This window comes from Limnospira sp. PMC 289.06 (assembly GCF_032350395.1).
Lineage (GTDB): Bacteria > Cyanobacteriota > Cyanobacteriia > Cyanobacteriales > Microcoleaceae > Limnospira > Limnospira platensis.
On the sequence record NZ_JARPLC010000004.1, the window covers coordinates 66,042 to 87,410 of the forward strand.

Here is a 21,369-nt window from a genome sequence, read left to right on the forward strand (position 1 = left end):
GTGTTGATATGGGCGCTAACCTCAACCCGATTAAATCCCTATTCCTCACCAGTCTCTACTCAGTGGCGAGTATTATTCCTTTAGCCATCATCACCAGTGGCGGAAAGTCTATGGCTCAAAGGATACCTGATCGGTGCATCTTACCTCGCTCCTTTGTGAATCAACCCCTACCGAGAGGCGGCGGACAACCCGCACCAGTACAACCGGACTGGCCTACACTATTAGAGCTTTTCCGCAATGTGGATGCTCCCATTCAGACCAGACCCTCTGGTATTCCGGTGGAACCTTCTGTGTTTGAAGGCCCTGTTGGCGATCGCATGAAAAGTTATGAGCTAGGACCTGGAGATCAGATTTTTATTGATGTGTTTGTCAATGGTCAGCGTTCCCAAGAATTAACTATTCCCAATGCTACCATTGGTCCTCAAGGTTCCCTAGCTATGCCTTTAATTGGTCTAGTGGAATTGGAAGGATTAACCTTAGAACAGGTGCGCCAGAATATTCAACCCCGCCTAGCTCAATTTGTCAGAAACCCTGAAGTTGTCGTCTCTCTGGTCAATCAGCGACCGGTACAAGTCACCGTGACCGGAAAAATTGCCAGACCAGGTTTTTATCCCCTACCATCACCACAGCTAATTGTCGCCTTGACTACGGCGGGGGGAACTAGACCAGGGGCAGATTTACGACGGATTACTGTGCGCCGGACTTTACCCACCGGACAAACCCTCGAAACCCAAATCGACCTATTTACCCCCCTATTATTGGGTATGGAACCGCCTAATATTCGCCTAAGCGATCGCGATGTGATTACAGTCCCCACTCAGGAAGTTAGCCCCTCAGAAGGCGTAGAGCGAGATCTATTAGAAAATTATAGTCTGGCTGCTGCACCAGTTCCCGCCCAAGTAACCGTCGTTGGGGAAGTTGTGCAACCAGGCTTCTATACCCTCCCCGCTGGGGGTTCTCGTGTCTCTACGGCGCTGTTAGCGGCCGGAGGTGCGACATTAACTGCTGACTTGCGAACCGTCCTAGTTTGTCGCACTACCGTTGATGGTCGAGTTTTAGAAGATATCATAGATCTATATACACCCTTAGCAGAAGCTACCTCTCTCCCGGATGTTTCTCTATCTAATGGTGATTCGGTGATTGTACTACCACTAGATCCTGATGTTGATGAGAGAGACTACGATCGCAAATTAGTGGCTAGTTCAACTTTAGTTAACCAGCAAATTACGGTCAGAATTCTTAGTTATGCCGGAAATGCGATCGGTGCTGTAGCCTTACCCAATGGTAGCACCTTTATTGATATCCTCGCCAATGTACCTTTACAAACTGGAGACCTCGATAAAATTGCCCTGATTCGATATGACCGACAATCTCGACAAACAACTACTCAGATTCTGAATGGTAAAAATGTACTTAGAGGAGACCAAACCGACAACATTCTACTACAAGATGAAGATGTGATTGTGATTAATCGTAATCTGATTACCCAGGTCACTGTGTTTCTCAATAACTTTACCCAACCCTTTCGCGATGTCCTCGGTTTTACTCTCTTCTTTCAACAACTCATTAACTCGGCTGAACGATTATTTGGACCCGACCAATAACAGAATAATTAAAGGTATACAGCTTGTTGATAAATTGTGCTAAACATTACCCTCACCCTAAATCCCTCTCCCATGGGGGAGAGGGACTTTGACGGCCTATGGCATGATTACTGAAAAGGCTGTAAATACCAAATTGCTATTACCCAAAATCCTGAGATTGCCATGACTTTACCAATTGTTAAACGCTATTTAATCGCCTTTGAAAACTATAAAGTTGCTGGATTAGCCGCCTTTGTAGTAGCGTTGGGAATTTCTGGGGGGGTGGGTATGATTTTGGAAGCGCCGCCAAGACCTCCCTACGAAGCCAGAGGAGTTTTAACCTATAAAAATCCGCCCGTTTTGTTCTCCCAAACAGGTCAGAATATTCGACAGCAAGGACAACAACTCACGGACCGGATGTTACTACAACCCCGTGTGATTGAGGCGGTGTTAAATGAAACGATGATTACCCCTAGAGATTTTCGTGCTAACGCTAGGATTCAAATTAGACCGGGAGAGGGTGGTCAACCGGGTACAATTCAAGTCACCTTTAGAGATTATAATCGCGATCGCTCTGTGGAAGTGGTCAATGTATTAATGCGGGAGATTATCGAACAGAGCCGTTTAATTAATACCGAACAACTCCGCAATATTATCGACACAATTCAAGATCGCATGGGACCAGCGAGAGCGGACTTGAGAGAAGCTCAAAATACTCTGGAAGAGTATGATAGGCGAGAAGGCGCTACTTTATTGGCGATCACAAGTGGTTCCTTACCTCAGTCGATTATTTCCAATAGAAATCATGTAGAACAGCTTGAATTGAGACTGGATTCTATTAATGCTCAAATCGCTAGTTTGGAAGGTAGACTAGGATTGAATGTCGATCAGGCCTATGTTTCCCAAGCGCTGACCGCTGATCCAATTATTGCTCAATTGCGAGTACAACTGTATCAAATTGAGTCTCAGTTAGAGTTTCTCCGTAAGGATTTTACCGATGCTCATCCCCAGGTAGCAGATTTAATTAAACAACAACAGGCAAGCGAACAGCAATTACAAGCGAGAGCTTCTGAGGTTCTCGGAGGTCATGGAGTGGCGGCTCCCCTGCGACAGGTTGACCAAATTCGGGTTGATTCTTCCTTAGACCCCTCCCGACAGCAAATTGCTCAAAATTTAATTAACCTGCAAACTCAGCAAGAAACTCTACTCCAAGAAATTGCTACTAGCCGTGAGGTGGGACAAAGACTAGAACGGGAATATGCCACTATTCCTAATAAGCAAATGGAGAAAATGCGGCTAGAACAACAGGTGGGTTATAGACAGGCTCTCTACGATAAAATGCAGGCGCAATTGGCTGACGCTCAGGCGGCGGAAGCGGAAACGGTGAGCAGTTTACAGGTGGTTCAGGAGGCGGCGGCTCCTGATGTGGAAGATCCACCACCACCACCTAGTTTAATCCTGGTCATGGCTGCGGGTGGCTTTGGTGGGGTGATAGTTGGTGCGGTGCTGATTTTTGCGTTGGGTATACTTAGCGGTAAATTCTACACCTGGGAGGAGATTCAGGGCGCTTTGAAAGAACGAGAAATTCCGATTCTGGGGGTGGTTCCCAATGTTTTGGATGACCATGCGGATTGGGATATGCCTTTACTACTACATCATAATTCTCGGTATTTGGAACCTTATGAGCAGGTGCGTAGTAATTTGTTCAGTAACGGCCAAAAACCTCCGAAGGTGGTGTTGATGACTAGCACTAAGGGACCGGAAGGTAAGACTCTGACAGCCTATAATTTGGCGATCGCCTCCGCGAGAGCCGGAAAACGGACTTTGATAATTGAGGCAGATTTGCGATCGCCAAGTCAAGCTGAGAGAATGCGATTAGCTATTGATTCTCAAGACCGTTGGGAACCTTTGCGCTATTACGGAGATTTGAATAATTGTATCCGCATGGTTCCAGATGTGGAAAATCTCTATGTGATTCCCTCCCCGGGTCCCTTAAAACAAGTGACGGCGGTGCTAGAGTCTAGTGAGATGCGACGTTTGCTTAAAGAGGTGCGCCATCGCTTTGATGTGGTGATTGTGGATGTACCTGCTTGGAGTGACCATAATGATGCTTTGACTCTGGAACCTTTAACTGATGGCATGGTTTTGGTGGCTAGACCTACTTGTACTATGTCGGCTCAGATGAATCAATTGGCTGATCAGTTGACGGAAACTGATGAGGAGCAAACTGGACCGAAAAAATATCGGCCGAGGTTACTTGGTGCTATTATTAATGGGGCTGAACTCGATCTTCTGCCTGAAGATGATGGGGAGTTGATTGATATTCAGAGTGTTGATTCTTTGGATCGTCCGGCTTTACCTAGGGATTATGAGCCGATTCCTCAATTGCCTTCTGGCGCTAGGCGTTAAATGTGGCAACGGGTTCATTTTACCCCGTTTGGGGATGATGCGATCGCTCCGACTGTGGAGGTTTGGCAGGCTGATTTGGATTTGAATTTAAGTCAAATTGCTGGTCTGGAAGGACTCCTAAGTGCTGAGGAAAGACAAAGGGCGGCGCGGTTTCGTCGGGAGAGCGATCGCCTCCATTTTACCGCCGCTCGTGCCATTCTCCGCCAGATTTTAGCCTCTTATGTGGGGGTGGCTCCCCAGGGGTTGGAATTCGCCTATACTCCCCAGGGAAAACCGGGTTTAATTACCGGAAATTCTCAGGGTGAAATTCAGTTTAATCTTTCCCACTCCCACGGTAAGGCTTTATATGCGATCGCCTTGAACCGCAGAGTTGGTATTGACTTGGAAAAAATCCGCCCCCTGGATGGATTAACCTTAGCCAAACGCTTTTTTTGTGAGGCGGAATATTCCCAACTTTATAACTATCCAAAATCCGCACAAAACCGGGCTTTTTTTCAGCTTTGGACTGCGAAAGAAGCCTTACTAAAAGCCACTGGTACGGGATTAATGGGCTTAAAAGATGTGGAGATTTTACCCCAAAATTATGGTCAACTTTTCCGGGCTAAAATAGTTGGATATTCCCCCCAAGATTGGTATTTAAAAACCTGGGAAATTGACAATTGGGCGGCAGCTATAGCAGTAGAGACCCTGAATAAATAAGCCAATAGCAACTCTCCCAACAGTAACTTGATGTTAAAAATCATCCACCAGGGAACTCAGACGCTGAAGCAGTGGGTCGGCTTCTTGGGGGTGGACGGGTTCTGGTGGTGGGGGAGGTGGCGCAGTTGACCGAGGGGGTTCTGGTGGTGGGGGAGGTGATGTAATTTGGGGTAATTGACTAGGTATTTGAGCGATCGCCTCATTGGTAGCATCTAGTTTAGATGCGATCGCCGACTGAAATTGAGCAAGCTGCTGGGTTAACTGATTAACCTGACTCTCAAGTTGTTGGGTTTGATTTTCCGTTTTTTGGGCTTGTAGCTGTCGCTCCAAAACCCCTAATTGCCTCTGGAGACTCAATAAACCCTCTTCAATAGGTTTTAGATTAGGAGGGGGGTTTACAGGTCTTTCCGAGGTAATTTCCGAGCGGTAATCATTGTTAACCACAGGGGTCTGTGTGGTGGGAGAACTCAACAGAAACTGCCACAAAGCCTGTTTACAGAGATTGCTAAAAGTTTGATATTTGGTGAGAGATAGCTCCTTTTCGATCGCCTCTAACAGAGTTTGATCAGCAGCATCCTCAGTAAAAGTAACCGACTGCGTAAGTTTTTTATTAACCCAGAGCATAGTTAGGTAGGACGTATGGGCAGACCTGCCAATGAGGACTAACCCAGTTTAGCAGTAATTAGATCTAATTTCACCCCCAAACAGGCTATCCCGTTGAGAAACCACCCAACGGGATGAAAAAAACCAATTAATTAGCGTTTGGCTAGTTGAGCTTCCCCATAGACATATTGTCCTAGGGCGTTGGCTTTACGAGCCGGTTGAGTCAGATGAGCTCTTAACTGAGCGTCTTTGAGCAGGGGTTGTAAATCTTGCCAGAAAAACTCACCACCGCCGCCAGTAATCACTACATCTGTGACCCTTTCTGGGAGCCATTTTACCACGCGATCGCAAAGATCCCGTGCAAAAACCTTACGCAACTCAGGTACAATTTCATCTAGGTTAGCAGGTTTAGTCGCGCCTCTGGGACGATAAAAACGCTGTCCTTGAGGTTTATGTACTGCCTCTAGGAGGAATAGGGATTGAGCATCGGCTCCCTCAATCTTAGCGGCGACTTCCTCATAAAACTTACTCATGGCAAACACTTCACTCTGAGAAACCCCACGAGCAAAGCGGAAGCGATCCACAGTCAAGAAATCCGTAGTTTGATGTCCCACATCAACAACAGCTACAGAAAGATCCGCAAAGTTAGGCGCATCCTTGCTGCCCTGGGCTTCACACCAAATCAGGCTACCATAGCCTTCTGGCATTACCCGAACACTCTGGATATCAACCACTACTTGCTCACCCCTAAAGACCAACGTATTGGGTCCAGTGAGGAGACTAATAATTTGTTCTTTCTCCCGCTCAAACTGTTCTTGAGAGTAAAATGGTAAGCCCAGCACCACATCAAGATCACCTTTAAGGTTGAAATATCCCACACAAGCAAAGATCTTAATTAGGGCATCGTTCACCTTGGAGGGGTTGGCGGCGGGATCTACGCCAAACAGACTTGCTCCAAAATCAGCAGCCAGTTGACCTACGGCAAAACCATTTCCCTGATATTCCAGCCATAGATCCAACAGTGGATCGGTGTTTTTCGACTCAAAGCCACCGCCACGGGCTTTTTCTACACTCATTTGGGCAACATTCGAGGGAACAAAAACCACATCTGCGGGGTTGCGACTAATACAAGATTTAGTTGCGGTTCTCCCCAAGTCAACGCTGAGAATCGTTGAGCGGCCGACTACAGTAGTAGTGGTCGGTTTGGTTGTGGTAGTGGTAGCTTTAGCTAACGGTGACTGTGACTGTGACTGTCCGGGCTGTTTGTTACTCTGCATCTGAAAAATCCGTTACTTCACGAAGACTCAAAAATTGTGACACTCAGAGGGACTAAGTCCGTGAGATTCTTCTTTCGGCCATCAGACTTGCCATCGGGAACTAAAGTTCTCAACAGTCAAGCTGAGATCAGAAGAAGCGTTTGGGTTGCCTCACAACCCAGTTGACCAGTACATCAGGGTACTTAAATCTCATGCTTTCGATGTTAATTGCCACGTTGCCGCCCCATTCTCACAACTTGAATTCAGAAATATGAGTTTGAGTGTCTAGCAACCTTCTGACAATTCTCCCATAGTTATAACTTTCCTGAGATTTAGATGTAGGCAATCCAACAACGGTAACTTTACCCTACTTCGATCGCGAAATAATCATGTCTAACTACAATTCCTAGGATTATAGCCTACTGTCCCCCATTGCCAGATTATATTCCACTGATGTTTTTCCGTATCAGGACTTTTCCCCCTCATCAACTGTAGCCGGCCATTAAACTCCCCGGCCTGGTTGCCTGATCACAGACTGTTACGTTACATTTAGTTAAGATTATGAATATCTTTAATCTTAGCCATTGACTGGGCTGAGTTTTAAGAAATTTCTGATGTATTAGCACATAGAGGCAACGGAATTTATGAAAACATCTTGGAGAACCATTCTGCTATGGACGATCCCGGCCCTGGTGATCGGGTTCTTCCTGTGGCAGGGTGCTTTTGCGGCTTCCCCGACGGATATAGCTCAAAATAATACAGCCAGCACTCGCATGACTTATGGCCGATTCTTAGATTACCTCGATGCCGGGCGGGTTACCAGTGTGGATCTATATGAAGGGGGACGGACGGCGATCGTTGAGGCGATCGATCCTCAATTGGATAATGGAGTGCAGCGCCTACGGGTGGATTTGCCTAATAATGCCCCGGAACTAATTTCTCGCCTGCGTGCTGCTAATATTAGCTTTGATTCTCACCCTCCCCGTAATGATGGGGCGATTTGGGGACTTTTAGGAAATTTGGTTTTCCCGATTTTGTTGATTGTGGGCCTATTTTTCCTGTTCCGCCGTTCTAATAATGTGCCGGGTGGCCCTGGTCAAGCGATGAACTTCGGTAAGTCTAAGGCTCGTTTCTCTATGGAAGCCAAAACCGGGGTTTTGTTTGATGATGTCGCTGGCGTTGAGGAAGCTAAAGAAGAACTCCAAGAGGTGGTTACCTTCCTGAAAAAGCCGGAACGCTTTACCGCTGTTGGGGCGAGAATTCCTAAAGGTGTTTTGTTGGTTGGCCCTCCGGGAACTGGTAAAACTCTCCTGGCTAAGGCGATCGCCGGTGAGGCTGGGGTTCCCTTCTTTAGCATCTCTGGTTCGGAATTTGTGGAGATGTTTGTTGGGGTTGGCGCTTCCAGGGTCCGCGATTTGTTTAAGAAGGCTAAGGAAACTGCCCCCTGTATCGTCTTTATTGATGAAATTGATGCGGTCGGTCGCCAGCGTGGTGCTGGTATTGGCGGCGGTAATGATGAACGAGAACAGACCCTTAACCAGTTATTAACTGAAATGGATGGTTTTGAGGGTAACACGGGCATTATTATTATTGCTGCTACTAACCGCCCAGACGTTCTCGATTCGGCTTTGCTGCGCCCCGGAAGGTTCGATCGCCAAATCATAGTCGATGCTCCTGATATTAAGGGCCGTCTGTCGGTTTTGGAAGTTCACGCCCGCAATAAAAAACTTGCCGATAAGGTGTCTCTCGAGGCGATCGCTCGTCGGACTCCCGGATTTACTGGGGCTGACCTCGCCAACCTACTTAATGAAGCCGCTATCCTCACCGCCCGCCGCCGCAAGGATGCCATTACTATGGCCGAAATTGACGATGCCGTTGATCGGGTTGTCGCTGGTATGGAAGGAACCCCCCTCCTTGATGGTAAAACTAAGCGCCTGATTGCCTATCATGAGGTCGGACACGCGATCGTTGGTACTCTGATTAAAGATCATGATCCCGTTCAAAAAGTTACCCTAGTTCCCCGTGGACAGGCTCGCGGTTTGACCTGGTTTATGCCTGATGAGGATCAGGGTTTGATTTCCCGGTCTCAAATTCTCGCCCGTATTACCGGCGCTTTGGGCGGTCGCGCCGCCGAAGATATCATCTTTGGTGATGCCGAAGTTACCACCGGCGCTGGTGGAGACCTGCAACAGGTGGCGGGAATGGCTCGTCAAATGGTGACTCGTTATGGTATGTCTGACTTGGGACCCCTTTCTCTGGAATCTTCCCAGGGTGAGGTCTTCCTAGGTCGCGATTTTGCTACCCGCACTGAGTATTCTAATCAAATTGCGGACCGCATTGATTCTCAAATTAAGGCGATCGCCGAACATTGTTATCAGGATGCTTGTCAAATCATTCGCGATAACCGGGAAGTTATTGATCGCCTAGTTGATTTACTCATCGAAAAAGAAACCATTGATGGAGACGAATTTCGGCAAATTGTAGCTGAATATACTGAAGTTCCCGAAAAAGAACGGTTTGCTCCAGTATTATAATCTCTCTAACTGAGAAATTGCTCTTAAATTTCCGCCCAGTTTCTTATTCAAGAGACTGGGTTTTTTAATCTAATCTTAATCTAATCATCCTGTTGACCTCTTTATACTCAAGTTACCAATTACTGACCCAGGGGTGGCACTAATTGTTCTAAAGATGAGATCCAATTAAATTATCATGGGCACACTAACTAAATGCTAAGACTAAGTTATATGATCAAAAATGACCATCTTAATCAGGACAACTTAACCAATGACCACACCAGTAGAATATCAACAGCGTCGGGAACAGTTAATGGCTAAAATTGGTGGCGGTACTGCCATTTTTAGCAGTGCGCCCACAGCAGTCATGCACAACGACGTTGAATATTCTTACCGCCAAGATAGCGACTTTTTCTATCTCACTGGCTTTAATGAACCTAACGCCGTCGCCGTGTTCGCACCCCACCACCAAGAACATCAATTTATTCTATTTGTACAACCCAAAGACCCCGACAAAGAAACCTGGACCGGATATCGAGTTGGGATTGATAATGCTAAAACTATTTATGGTGCAGACCAGGCTTATCCAATTCATGAATTAGACGAAAAATTACCCCAATACCTACAAAAAGCCGATCGCATTTATTACCGACTAGGACGCGATCAACAATTTAACCAGATAATTCTCAATCATTGGCAAAATTTAATCCGGGTTTATCCTAAACATGGCACAGGTCCTATTGCTATTCAAGATGCTGGTACAATTCTCCATCCTCAAAGGCTAATTAAAAGCCCCAAAGAATTGGAATTGATGCGAAAAGCCGCCGAAATTTCCGTAGCCGCTCACCAGAGAGCGCGAGAATTTGCTCAACCCGGAAAGTATGAATATCAGGTACAAGCTGAAATTGAATATTTCTTTAATCAACATGGTGCTACTCCCGCCTATCCTTCCATTGTCGCCTCTGGTGAAAATGCTTGTATTTTGCATTACATTGAGAATAATCGCCAAATGCAAGACCAGGATTTATTGTTGATTGATGCCGGTTGTGCTTATCAATATTATAATGCCGATATTACCCGCACTTTTCCCGTTAATGGTAAGTTTACACCAGAGCAAAAAATTATTTATGAGTTGGTTTTGCGCGCACAAATCGCCGCCATTGAACAAGTTAAACCCGGAAATCCTTATAACCAGTTACATGATACGGCGGTGCGGGTTTTGGTAGAAGGTTTGCTAGATTTGGGATTGCTCAAAGGCGATATTGATGAGATTATTAAAGAGGGCAAATATAAGCCTTTTTATATGCACAGAACCGGACATTGGTTGGGCTTAGATGTTCATGATGTCGGCGTTTATCAGTGGGGTGAAGAACCGCAATTATTGCAGCCAGGACAAGTGTTAACTGTGGAACCGGGGATTTATATTAAACGGGATATTAAACCCGTGGAAGGACAACCAGAGGTCGATGAGCGATGGCTGGGAATAGGGGTGAGAATTGAGGATGATGTTTTGGTGACAACAGATGGTTATGAGGTTCTGACGGCTGGGGTTCCTAAGTCGGTGTCAGCTATGGAAAGTTAGGCTGATTTTCGGGGTGGAGTTGATGTTAATTTCTACCCCGGTTTTAACTTACCTAAGAAGGTTATGTTTGGGGTGAATATTTAATTAATTGTGATTATAACTGTTCCTTTTGGTCTTGAGATTATGGCAAAGATTAAGTTTTTGTAAAGAAACAGCCGTCAACCCCAGTCCAGTATGATATAATTTAAGATAGTCACATATCGGGCAATGATGCAGATGAAACCTTGGCATTATGTTTTGATTCCGATGACGATCGCCTCCGCTACGGGTTGGGTAACAGCAGCGATCGCATTTACTGATTTTGACTCTGTTAAACCGTCTCAGGAATTACAACTTGCTCAAACTCCCGTAGGCGCTTGTACTGTCGATGACCCTACCGGAACCCCCTTAAATGTACGAGCTACTCCTGCTGGTAAAATTGTTGGTAGTTTACCCAATGGAACTCGGGTAATTTTAGGAATAACAGACGGTAGAGAAGGACCCAACTGGACTCGCATTATCGGACCCATAGAAGGTTATGTTTGGAGTCCATATTTAACTAATTGCGCTTACCAATAAACCATGAATATATATAGTTCATAGGACTACAACTCCTCTGCAATTATTGAACTTTCCACAGGTCTGGGATATCCAGAACTTGCTCAAGGTCGCCATAATTTTGCTGTAGCAACTCTTGTAATTCCTGAGAAGGTCTAAATACAAAAATGGTGGAATTTTCAGGAATTAATTGTAATGATGGTTGATTACTCATCAGAATAAGTTTAACCTCATTATTATCTAATAGATAACTAAGGGAGATTAAATCTCCTGTATTAGTACCATTTCCCGCATCAGAAATTACCACAGACGAGTTGGCTTGATTAATTTCTGTAGCCACTTGATGATTAAAATAGCTTAAACCTTTATCCCACCAAGTTGATGAAACTGTACTTAAACCCAAGGAGATAATACTAGAACTTAGTAATATGGCTAATACCCACAGCCACAACTTTTCACCATCCAATAATGATTGACGACCAGTATTAAGGTGGGTTCCTAATAAAAAGGCGATCGCCATTTGAATAGCTGGAAAACAAGCGATCAGATACCGAGTGACAGAGGAACGCTGTCCCCCCCATAAGAAATCTGGTAAAACCAACAGGATAAACGGTATCAAAATCGCAGTTAAAATAAATAATCCGGTTTGACTATCATTGGTTTCACTTACATAATACAGAGCATAAATAATTAGCAGTAAAAACGGCAGCCTAAATAAATACGTCCAGAAGCTGTTAAAGCCAAAGTCAATATCAACTAAAACCGAGGTAAAACTTAGCATCCAAAACTTAGATAAATCCAGTAAACTCATGGATTGATGAGTCCAACTGGTCAAGTCTTGAGCCTGTTCCCAATTATGGATAATCACAGTTATCCAGGGTAGATAAAGAACCACAATTAAACATATAGATATTGCCAACTGAATGAAAAACAAAGACGGACGTGGTTTATAATTCCGTCTCGGTTCCGACCCAAAAATCAAGATTCCCCAACCGATATGACTGGCTATAACTAATCCAAAAAATAAATGGGTATATAATCCTAAAGTGCAGGTAATTACATAACCCAACCACCACAGCCAATTGTTGGTGCGACTCCCTTTGAGTAACATCAGACTAGATGCGATAATTAAAGCCGTCATTAAGCTGTATTGACGAGCAGTTTGCGCTAATAATATATCCACCGGAGAAACAGCCAATAAAGCCGTAGACATAAGGGAAATTAGCGGAGATTGAAATAATTCCCAAGCTAAGGCATAAATAAGCGGTAAGGATATTAAACTAATGACGGCGGGTAAAAGACGGGAAGCTAAAATCGAACTGCCAAAGCCTCGCATCCAACCCCTAGCTATGAGATAATATAGGGGGGGATGATGGGGGTTTCTATGCAGAGAGGCGAGAGTATCGGCGGCGGTGCTATCGGGTTTGAGGCGTTGATATTCTAGGAGTTCTGAAGGGGTAAAAATGCGATCGCTGAACAATTGCTGATCTACCTGTTCGCGCGTAAAACCAGCCGATCGCAAGTTGGTAAAAACTTCATCATGGGAATATAATTTGCGATCGAGACTCGCAAAACGGAACAACACCCCCAGGACAATCACAATCATTAACAGAATAACCAGGCGACGGGGTGAACCACCTGTAAACACCTTTGGTTGGTAGAGCATTCCTGTGGTTAAGGTTTTTTATCGATTTCACCCAGATCATAAAGGCAGGGAGTCACCCCTGCCTCAAAATTTTGGAAATTGGCGGTTAGCCTAATCCTAGATTAAATTTTAGCGGGTGATTTAGTACAGTGAGCCAGTGGGACGGTGAACGATAAAGCTGAGAACTTGGCACTGCTTCACGTTATCAAAACCCATAACCCGGATAAAGCACTTAGGATATTCGCGACGGCATTCGTCGATTTCCGCCATAACTTCGCGAACGGTAGTTGCATTAAACAGAGGCAACTTCCACAGAGTCCAGTAGTGCTGTTCAGGCGCAGAGGATTCGCTGAATTCTACCCCAGCAATAAAGCCTTGCTCAAGAATGTACTGAAGCTGTTTCTGGGTCTGAGCATCAGTCAGAGGGGGTAAATAGGACAGAGTTTCGTAACGGCGCTCTTTTGGTAGTGTTTGCATTGTGATTTTCCAGGGTAGTTGTTGAAATTAATTATTTAGGCTCCAACCTTAGTCGGGAGGGTTAGTCTCTGAAGTAGTGAGTTGCGTCATTCGTTCCAGGTACTGGCGGCGATGTGCCATATTTCCCTGCTGAATCCCCTGCCGAACCATCTCCGGTAGATAACCCGCCACCTCTTCAGCGAGATGATCTCGGACGGTCATCACTCGGAAAGCCAGTTCTTGATTTTCCTGTAACAGTTCCTCAAGATAAGCCTCACCATCCTGGATTTTCCCCTGAGAGGAAAAATCACTTAGCCAGATAGCTAAACCAGGGTTAGTCTCTGTCAATTGGTTGGTGATGATGATTACAGCTTGGTAGGTTAGGTAACTTGTCAGTACCTTGGTCGTGTCCTTAGCAACTTTTTTGATATCCATGTTCCGACACCAACCCTCTGTTAAGACTTCAAGTTTGAGATATTGGATTGAGTTGTATCCGTAGCTCTCCAAAATTGTCAAGTTAGAGGAGTTGCCCAATCCAAAATCACGTAAAACTCCTGGGAGGGTTGGAAGCTCCGTGATTTATCACAGAGAGGAAAACCGACTCAAGCGGCTTTAGCCGCCAGCACCCCCTTGCGGGGTGGAGGGGTATGGTTGCCCCTCCATGGAGCTATGGTTGGCTCCGACTCCCTTGCGGGGTAATGTTTGCTTCGCCAATGTTCAGAGTCGGTACTATCCAAATCGCACGTCCTTAACCCCTTAGAGATGTTTAACGATTCGGTTCTAGAGCCTGGAACTAGCACGCATTCCAGGGTAGGAACTTTAACTCTTGCTCTGAACGGAGCCAGTTAAGGCTTAGGCTGGTCAGCTACCTGAAAGGGGGGCACGAAGCCCCCGTGCTTCAGCCGGGGGTGCTGACTTCTCAAAATCTGAGGAAACCTACAGGGTGTCCATGGCCTCGAACTCGAACTTGATTTCTTTCCAAAGTTCGCAAGCCACAGCCAGTTCAGGACTCCACTTGCAAGCCTCACGAATCACGTCGCCGCCTTCACGGAACAGGTTGCGGCCTTCGTTACGAGCTTGGATACAGGCTTCGAGAGCCACACGGTTAGCAGTTGCACCAGGAGCATTACCCCAGGGGTGTCCCAAAGTACCACCACCGAACTGCAAGCAGGAATCATCACCGAAGATTTCCACCAGAGCTGGCATATGCCAAACGTGAATACCACCGGAAGCAACGGGCATTACACCAGGCATAGAAGCCCAATCTTGAGTAAAGAAGATACCACGAGAACGATCTTCTTCGATGTGGTCTTCCCGCATCAGGTCTACAAAACCCATGGTGATACCTTTTTCACCTTCGAGTTTACCTACAACTGTACCGGAGTGCAGGTGGTCACCACCGGACATCCGCAGACACTTGGCGAGAACCCGGAAGTGGATACCGTGGTTACGTTGACGGTCAACCACAGCGTGCATAGCGCGGTGAATGTGCAGCAACAGACCATTATCACGGCACCAACGAGCTAGGGTGGTGTTGGCGGTAAAGCCAGCGGTGAAGAAGTCGTGCATGATGATGGGGGTGCCGATTTCTTTGGCAAATTCCGCCCGTTTCATCATTTCTTCGCAGGTGGGGGCTGTTACGTTTAGGTAGTGACCCTTAATTTCGTTGGTTTCAGCTTGGGATTTTTCGATCGCCTCTTGTACAAATAGGAAGCGATCGCGCCAGCGCATGAACGGCTGAGAGTTGATGTTTTCGTCGTCTTTGGTGAAGTCCAGACCGCCACGCAGACACTCATAAACCGCACGACCGTAGTTTTTAGCCGACAGACCCAGTTTAGGTTTGATGGTGCAACCCAACAGAGGACGACCGTATTTATTCAATTTGTCCCGCTCAACGGTGATACCGTGGGGAGGGCCTTGGAAGGTTTTCAGGTAAGCAATTGGAATCCGCATATCTTCCAACCGCAAGCCCCGCAGAGCCTTAAATCCAAATACGTTACCCACGATGGAGGTTAACATATTGGTAACGGAACCTTCTTCAAACAGATCCAGCGGATAGGCAACAAAGCAGAAATATTGATTGTCTTCGCCGGGTACTGGTTCGATGTGGTAGCAACGACCTTTGTAGCGATCGAGGTCTGTTAACAGGTCAGTCCATACAGTTGTCCAAGTTCCGGTCGAAGATTCTGCTGCTACTGCTGCTCCCGCTTCTTCCGGGGGAACTCCCGGTTGAGGAGAAACACGGAACGCGGCCAGAATGTCTGTATCTTTGGGCGTATAATCCGGCGTGTAATACGTCAGCTTATAGTCTTTTACACCAGCCTGATATCCGGCTTTCGATTTGGTTTGAGTTTGAGAGTAAGACATAACTCCTTTATATCTCCCTTCTGAGGAATCGCTCTTTAAATTTCCGGCTATTTGCCGATTGATTAAAATACTATCAATAAATGGCTTCAGTCAACCTTTAATATTGTTAATATTTCCATTACATTTGTTTATATTTCTTTGCAAAACCACATATCGGGTATCTGGGAAAAAATATCTATATCACTAAATGGCTAAAAAAAATATTAAGTATTGTAAATATAATCTATATGAAAGTTTTAGGGTTGGGATCTGAGCGATCGCGATCAAAAATCTCGATCGCCCCTCCATACCCATGAGTTATACAGGCTCAGGAATTAGTCCCAGCCGAAAAAAGGCTTTCTGCCCCCTTATGATCCAGGAACTGCTATAACCGATATAGGTAATTATATCAGTGTCAATCTATTGTATATTATCTATATTTTGATAGACTTAAATCAATAGTACAATCATCGCCCATTACTTGGAGGACAAAGCTGGTGATTCAGGCCACACTGCATCAGTTAAAGGTTTTTGAAGCCGTAGCGCGTCACGGTAGCTTCACTCGCGCAGCAGAAGAGTTATTGATCACCCAACCCACTGTCTCAAGTCAAGTCAAACATCTATCGCAAGCGGTGGGACTACCACTATTTGAGCAAATTGGCAAACAACTTTATCTTACTGATGCGGGTCAGGAGTTACAAGCGACCTGTCACGATATTTTCCAGCGCCTGGAACATTTCGATATGACCATTGCTGACCTGAAAGGCGCTAAACAGGGACGATTAAGTTTATCAGTAGTCACCACAGCTAAATACGTTATTCCCAGACTGTTAGGGTCTTTTTGTCAAAACTACCCAGCCATTGATATTGCCCTACAGGTGATCAATCACCAACAGATTACCCAACGGATGCTGGAAAATAAAGATGATCTATATATACTAAGTCTACCGCCCGAAGATATAGACCTTTGTACAAAACCCTTTTTAGATAATCCCCTAGTGGTGGTAGCCCCCTGTAACCATCCCCTCGTCGGTAAAACCCAAATTCCCATTGAAGCGCTGAACCATGAACCATTTATCATGCGAGAATCTGGGTCAGGTACCCGTAGGGCAGTGCAGAAATTATTTGACAAGAGTAAGGTATCAGTGCGGGTACGCCTAGAGTTAGGTAGCAACGAAGCGATCAAACAAGCGATCGCCGGAGGTCTGGGGATTTCCGTTTTATCCAAACATACATTAAACTCGTATGGCGATCGAGGAGAGCTAACCACTTTAGATGTGGTAGGATTTCCCATCCAACGCTGTTGGTATGCAGCCTACCTCAACGGGAAACAATTATCAGTTGTCGCCCAGACCTTCTTAGAGTATCTTCTCGAGTCCGGTAAGTCTAATTGACTTGGGTTGAAACATAGTGTGATCATGAAACTACCCTTTTTGCCATCTCCACCATCATCAGAACCCCCGCCAACTTCCCAAACCGGAGCAGGTTTAGGGACTTTTGGTGGTGTCTTCACTCCCTCAATTTTAACCATCCTGGGGGTGATTATGTATCTGCGATTTGGATGGGTAGTCGGTCAGGTGGGACTGTGGGGAACCTTAGCTATTGTCACCCTATCAACATCTATCACCTTTCTGACCTCCCTTTCCATTTGTGCGATCGCCACTGATCAAGTAGTCAGAGCCGGCGGAGCCTATTATATGATTAGTCGCTCCCTCGGTATTGAATCCGGCGGAGCCATTGGGATACCCTTATATTTTGCCCAAGCCATCTCCGTTGCTCTGTATACCATTGGTTTTGCCGAAAGTCTAGTCATCACCTTTCCCCAACTCAATATTAAAGTTGTAGCCATCATCACCACCATCATGGTGGCGATAATTGCCATTAAGTCCGCCAAATTAGCGATTAAAGCCCAATACTTCATCATGGCAGCGATCGCCCTATCCCTAATCTCCCTGTTATTCGGTAGTCCAGTCGAAGCCAGCACACAAGACATAGCAATTGCCACCAACCTCCCCAAAGTAGGATTTTGGCAAGTGTTCGCCGTCTTTTTCCCCGCCGTTACTGGAATTATGGCAGGGGTCAATATGTCAGGAGATCTGCAAAACCCCACCAAATCTATCCCTACAGGAACCCTCGCCGCCGTCGGCACAGGTTATGTAATATATATGTTGCTACCCGTCCTATTGTGGATGCAAGGGGATACAGACAGCCTCCTAGTCGATGCGCTAATCATGAAACGGATAGCTTTCTGGGGACCCGCTATCCTGCTGGGAGTGTGGGGAGCCACCCTATCGAGCGCCCTAGGTAGTATATTAGGAGCGCCAAGAGTCCTGCAAGCCTTAGCCAAAGATGGCATTTTACCCAACTGGTTAAAATTCCTAGGAACCGGATCGGGACCCGATAATGAACCCCGTATCGCCACAGTTGTTACCCTAGGATTTGTATTAATCGCCGTTGCTGTCGGCGACCTCAACCTGATCGCCCCAGTGCTGAGTATGTTCTTTCTGACCACCTATTTGGTACTCAACCTAGCAGCAGGTATCGAGACCTTTTTAGAAAGTCCCTCCTTTCGTCCCACCTTCAAAGTTCACTGGCTATTATCTCTGTTAGGAGTCGTCGGCTGTTTAGGGGTAATGTTCCTCATTGATGCGATCGCCACCATTATCGCCGCCATCATTGTCTTTAGTATCTATATTTGGTTAGAGCGACGAGAACTAGAAAGCGCCTGGGGAGATATCCGTCAGGGAGTTTGGATGGCCCTAGTGCGTCGAGGTTTATTTCAACTGAGTTACACCCCAGACACCAAAAACTGGCGACCCCATATCCTCACCTTTTCCGGTGCGCCCAATAAACGTTGGTCTTTAGTGGAATTAGCAGCTAATTTTAGTCATAACGTCAGCCTGTTTACTGTTTGCACCATCTTACCCACAGGCTCCCGTAGTCCGACCCAAAGAAATGAAATAGAAGCGATTTTGCGCGATTATTTAGAAAAACGAGCCATAGCAGGCTTAGTCAGGGTAATTATGGCTGATGATCCCTTCACTGGCTCCCGTCAACTCGTAGAATCCTACGGAATTGGTCCCTTAGTACCCAATACAATTTTATTAGGAGATTCCCAATCCCCTGAACGTCGAAAATCATATTGTGAAACCCTAGTACATTTTCACAAAACCGCTCGTAGTGTACTCATATTAAGGGATGAATCAGATCAGGGATTTAGCGATCGACAGAAGATTGATATCTGGTGGGGGGGTCTTAATACTAATGGAGGCTTGATGCTAATTCTGGCTTATTTGTTGCGGACCAGTCTGGAGTGGCGCGGAGCCGAAATTAATTTAAACTTAGTTGTACCCGACCAAACAGCAGCCGTAGCAGCCCAGACTAATTTGGCTAAAGTTGTTACACAGTTACGCATTGGGGCTAAACCCCAGGTGATTGTGTCTCAAGGACAACCTTTCCCGGAAATTCTACGGTCTTCCTCTCAGGATGCCGATTTGGTATTTTTGGGTATGGCTACCCCCAAAGAGGATTTAGAGTACAGTGAATATTACGAGCGCCTCCAGAAAATGGCTACAGGATTACCCGCTACAATTTTTGTGTTAGCTGCTCCTGATTTTGCCTTCTCTGAGGTGTTACAAAAAGATTAGGTTCACTTTTTTTTCAACAAGTAATCTGAGGTGTCATGGGGCTGAACTTTCAATGGTCTAGGTTAAAGTTAGCTGTACTTTCGGCGATCGCATTGGGGACTCATATTGCGATCGCTACCCCAGTGAAGGCAGCAGAAACAATTATAGTTCGCCAAGGGATTATGTCCCTGTCCTTGGCGATCGAAGATTTAGAAATATTAGCCAACACCGGAAAAGCTCCCCCCGGACTCCGAGGTTATGAACTGTTTTTGTCTGCTCAACAAAAACAACAAGTCCTGGCCGCTTTCAATTCCCAAATAGGCATCCCACCCACCGCCGTCCGCAATTTACTGACAACCCAAATTGGCGAAAACATCCTTGACGAAATTGCCACCATTACCCGCACTCAGGACCCCCAAACCCGAGGCGCAGACATTAAAACCGCCCTATTAGAAGCCGCCGAAAGCGAGTCTGGGTTATCAATACTAGGGTTTTTACAAAGCTACCCTAACCCAGAATTGAGAATTGATATCGATGTCGCCTTTGATGTGTTTAGTCGCCTCAACCGTTCCTTTTGGCGGACTCAGCAGTTTATGGTGGAAATAGTCCAACAATTAGGACCCACAGATGCTAATTTAACCCTCCCCCTAGACCCCACCCAACCAGGTCCTCACCAAGTGATCACCACTACCCATACCTTTGAGGATACAGCCAGAAACCGCACCATTGATGTAGATATTTATTGGTCAGAAGCCGTCACCAGCGATCGCCCTGTGGTACTGTTTACCCACGGTCGCGGTTCCGTTCGCAACGAATTACAATATGTAGCCCGCCACCTAGCATCCCACGGCTATGCTTTCGTCACCTTAGAACATCCCGGCAGTAACCAGACCTATATTAGCCAAAATCTGGCAATGCAACCACAGGAGTTGTTAGAACGTCCCCAGGATATTAGTTTTGTTCTCGATCAGTTAACTCAACTCACCCAAACCGGTGGAGTTATAGAACGTAGCCTTAATCCTAACCGGGTTTTAGTGATTGGTTATTCCCTCGGTGGTGGTACAGCTTTAACTATAGCTGGGGGAGAGTTTCAACTCGACTCCCTACGCCAGCGCTGTCAGCAGGACGCAATTACTTTAAGTTCCGGACAAATTACCCAATGTATCGCCACTGAACTACCAGGCGATCGCTATAGGCTATATGATCCTCGCATCAAAGCAGCGATCGCCCTTAATCCTACCGCATCCTTAATCTTTGGTGAAACCGGACTAACTCAAATCCGAGTTCCCACCCTCATTTTTTCCACCTCCGCCGATAAACTCACCCCCGCCTTATCCGACCAAATCGCCATATTTCCCCAAATTCCCGCACCTAAATGGTTAGTTGGAGTTTTGGGGGGAACCCACCTCAGCGCCAAAGACCCCGATTTTGTTTTAGATCAATCCCGCGTTCCCAGTACACCCCTATCTGGTGATGAAGTAGCAGGTCTAGCCGCCGCCGATATCCAAAACTATGTCAAAGCCTTTACCCTAGCCATGGCCGCACAGTTAACACCAGAAGCCGAAAAATATCAAATTTTTCTCACCCCAGAATACTTTGAGTTTATTTCTACCGATGCCTTTCCAGTGCGGCTACTCACCGAAATTCCCGAACCTATGCAGATCCTCGTTGATTCATTTCTCAAAGACCAGTTACCCTAAACTTTGCCAAAATGGTAGCTAGTATGAGTTCCATTAGGATAAAGAAAAGTGCAAACCACAGATACATCAGGGTTATAAGCAATGAGCATCTCTTGCAATTTCATCTGTTTCCAATCCGACAGCATAGAATCAAGACTACTCATAGGACGGTATTGGAATTGCCATTCTTCCAACTCCGTCGAGTTATTCTCCAACTGGCGCAACAGCACCACTGTTCCTTTTTCTCCACTGTTTTTGTAGCCGCGATCGCTCATTTCCGATATTTTCTCGGCATTGGCTTCAATCACAGCAATTTGTTGTTCGGGAGTTTCTAAAACATCAGCCATAGTAATTTACGATAAGCTCATCAGATAATCGAAGCCTTGCTCCTCCTAGGACTGGGGCTGGTAGGCGAAGTAAGCTAGGAGGTAGTTA

16 protein-coding genes and 1 pseudogene are annotated in these 21,369 nt (G+C 46.0%); 10 read left to right on the forward strand and 7 right to left on the reverse strand.

Annotation, left to right across the window (positions count from 1 at the left end; all coding sequences use genetic code 11):
* Positions 1–8 precede the first annotated feature (8 nt).
* The 3 genes from P5674_RS01980 (at position 9) to P5674_RS01990 (ending at position 4,691) form a co-directional block, all read left to right on the forward strand.
* Entirely contained in the window at positions 9–1,604 is a 1,596-nt protein-coding gene (locus P5674_RS01980; RefSeq protein WP_190590829.1) for an SLBB domain-containing protein, read from the forward strand.
* A 162-nt stretch (positions 1,605–1,766) separates the two neighbouring features.
* Positions 1,767–3,992: an AAA family ATPase gene (locus P5674_RS01985; protein WP_315669760.1), complete on the forward strand. Its 2,226-nt coding sequence runs from the start codon at positions 1,767–1,769 to the stop codon at positions 3,990–3,992.
* Positions 3,993–4,691, forward strand: coding sequence for a 4'-phosphopantetheinyl transferase family protein (locus P5674_RS01990; RefSeq protein WP_006623667.1), 699 nt, complete (start codon positions 3,993–3,995; stop codon positions 4,689–4,691).
* A gap of 33 nt (positions 4,692–4,724) precedes the next feature.
* On the opposite strand, the gene P5674_RS01995 is transcribed toward P5674_RS01990, so the two are convergent.
* Both P5674_RS01995 and P5674_RS02000 read right to left on the reverse strand, forming a co-directional pair.
* Positions 4,725–5,315, reverse strand: a complete 591-nt coding sequence (locus tag P5674_RS01995; RefSeq protein WP_006623666.1) for a hypothetical protein — start codon at positions 5,313–5,315, stop codon at positions 4,725–4,727.
* A gap of 131 nt (positions 5,316–5,446) precedes the next feature.
* A complete protein-coding gene (locus tag P5674_RS02000; protein WP_006668578.1) occupies positions 5,447–6,571 on the reverse strand; it encodes a ParM/StbA family protein in 1,125 nt (374 codons plus the stop codon).
* Positions 6,572–7,194: 623 nt separating this feature from the next.
* On the opposite strand from P5674_RS02000, the gene ftsH2 reads away from it, so the two are divergent.
* From ftsH2 to P5674_RS02015, 3 genes are all read left to right on the forward strand, one after another.
* A complete protein-coding gene (gene ftsH2, locus P5674_RS02005) occupies positions 7,195–9,084 on the forward strand; it encodes an ATP-dependent zinc metalloprotease FtsH2 (protein WP_006620106.1) in 1,890 nt (629 codons plus the stop codon).
* A gap of 250 nt (positions 9,085–9,334) precedes the next feature.
* Entirely contained in the window at positions 9,335–10,645 is a 1,311-nt protein-coding gene (locus P5674_RS02010; RefSeq protein WP_006620105.1) for an aminopeptidase P N-terminal domain-containing protein, read from the forward strand.
* Positions 10,646–10,855: 210 nt separating this feature from the next.
* The gene (locus tag P5674_RS02015) at positions 10,856–11,203 is read left to right on the forward strand and encodes an SH3 domain-containing protein (protein WP_014276229.1); all 348 of its coding nucleotides are present in this window, start codon (positions 10,856–10,858) and stop codon (positions 11,201–11,203) included.
* A gap of 43 nt (positions 11,204–11,246) precedes the next feature.
* Here the strand turns inward: P5674_RS02015 and P5674_RS02020 are convergent, their stop codons facing one another.
* From P5674_RS02020 to rcbX, 3 genes are all read right to left on the reverse strand, one after another.
* Entirely contained in the window at positions 11,247–12,848 is a 1,602-nt protein-coding gene (locus P5674_RS02020) for a glycosyltransferase family 39 protein (protein WP_152088323.1), read from the reverse strand.
* Between the two features lie 120 nt (positions 12,849–12,968).
* Positions 12,969–13,304, reverse strand: a complete 336-nt coding sequence (locus P5674_RS02025; RefSeq protein WP_006620102.1) for a ribulose bisphosphate carboxylase small subunit — start codon at positions 13,302–13,304, stop codon at positions 12,969–12,971.
* A gap of 48 nt (positions 13,305–13,352) precedes the next feature.
* Positions 13,353–13,718, reverse strand: coding sequence for a RuBisCO chaperone RbcX (gene rcbX / locus P5674_RS02030; protein WP_006623658.1), 366 nt, complete (start codon positions 13,716–13,718; stop codon positions 13,353–13,355).
* Between the two features lie 73 nt (positions 13,719–13,791).
* On the opposite strand from rcbX, the pseudogene P5674_RS02035 reads away from it, so the two are divergent.
* Positions 13,792–13,982, forward strand: a pseudogene (locus tag P5674_RS02035) (hypothetical protein).
* A 237-nt stretch (positions 13,983–14,219) separates the two neighbouring features.
* On the opposite strand, the gene P5674_RS02040 reads toward P5674_RS02035, so the two are convergent.
* Positions 14,220–15,650 (reverse strand): form I ribulose bisphosphate carboxylase large subunit, encoded by a 1,431-nt coding sequence (locus P5674_RS02040; RefSeq protein ID WP_006668582.1) that lies wholly within the window; start codon positions 15,648–15,650, stop codon positions 14,220–14,222.
* 476 nt (positions 15,651–16,126) lie between these two features.
* Here P5674_RS02040 and P5674_RS02045 point away from each other — a divergent pair, with 476 nt between their 5' ends.
* From P5674_RS02045 to P5674_RS02055, 3 genes are read left to right on the forward strand one after another with little or no spacing between them, the layout of a single operon-like run.
* Positions 16,127–17,023 (forward strand): LysR family transcriptional regulator, encoded by an 897-nt coding sequence (locus P5674_RS02045; protein ID WP_006623655.1) that lies wholly within the window; start codon positions 16,127–16,129, stop codon positions 17,021–17,023.
* 24 nt (positions 17,024–17,047) lie between these two features.
* Positions 17,048–19,276 carry a Na-K-Cl cotransporter gene (locus P5674_RS02050; RefSeq protein WP_315669761.1) on the forward strand — a complete coding sequence of 743 codons (2,229 nt, stop codon included), beginning with the start codon at positions 17,048–17,050 and terminating at the stop codon, positions 19,274–19,276.
* A 35-nt stretch (positions 19,277–19,311) separates the two neighbouring features.
* Positions 19,312–20,955: an alpha/beta hydrolase gene (locus P5674_RS02055; RefSeq protein ID WP_152088322.1), complete on the forward strand. Its 1,644-nt coding sequence runs from the start codon at positions 19,312–19,314 to the stop codon at positions 20,953–20,955.
* Here the strand turns inward: P5674_RS02055 and P5674_RS02060 are convergent.
* Complete coding sequence (locus P5674_RS02060; RefSeq protein WP_315669762.1) at positions 20,952–21,281, reverse strand: hypothetical protein; 330 nt, start codon at positions 21,279–21,281, stop codon at positions 20,952–20,954. The genes P5674_RS02055 and P5674_RS02060 overlap by 4 nt on opposite strands.
* Positions 21,282–21,369 lie beyond the last annotated feature (88 nt).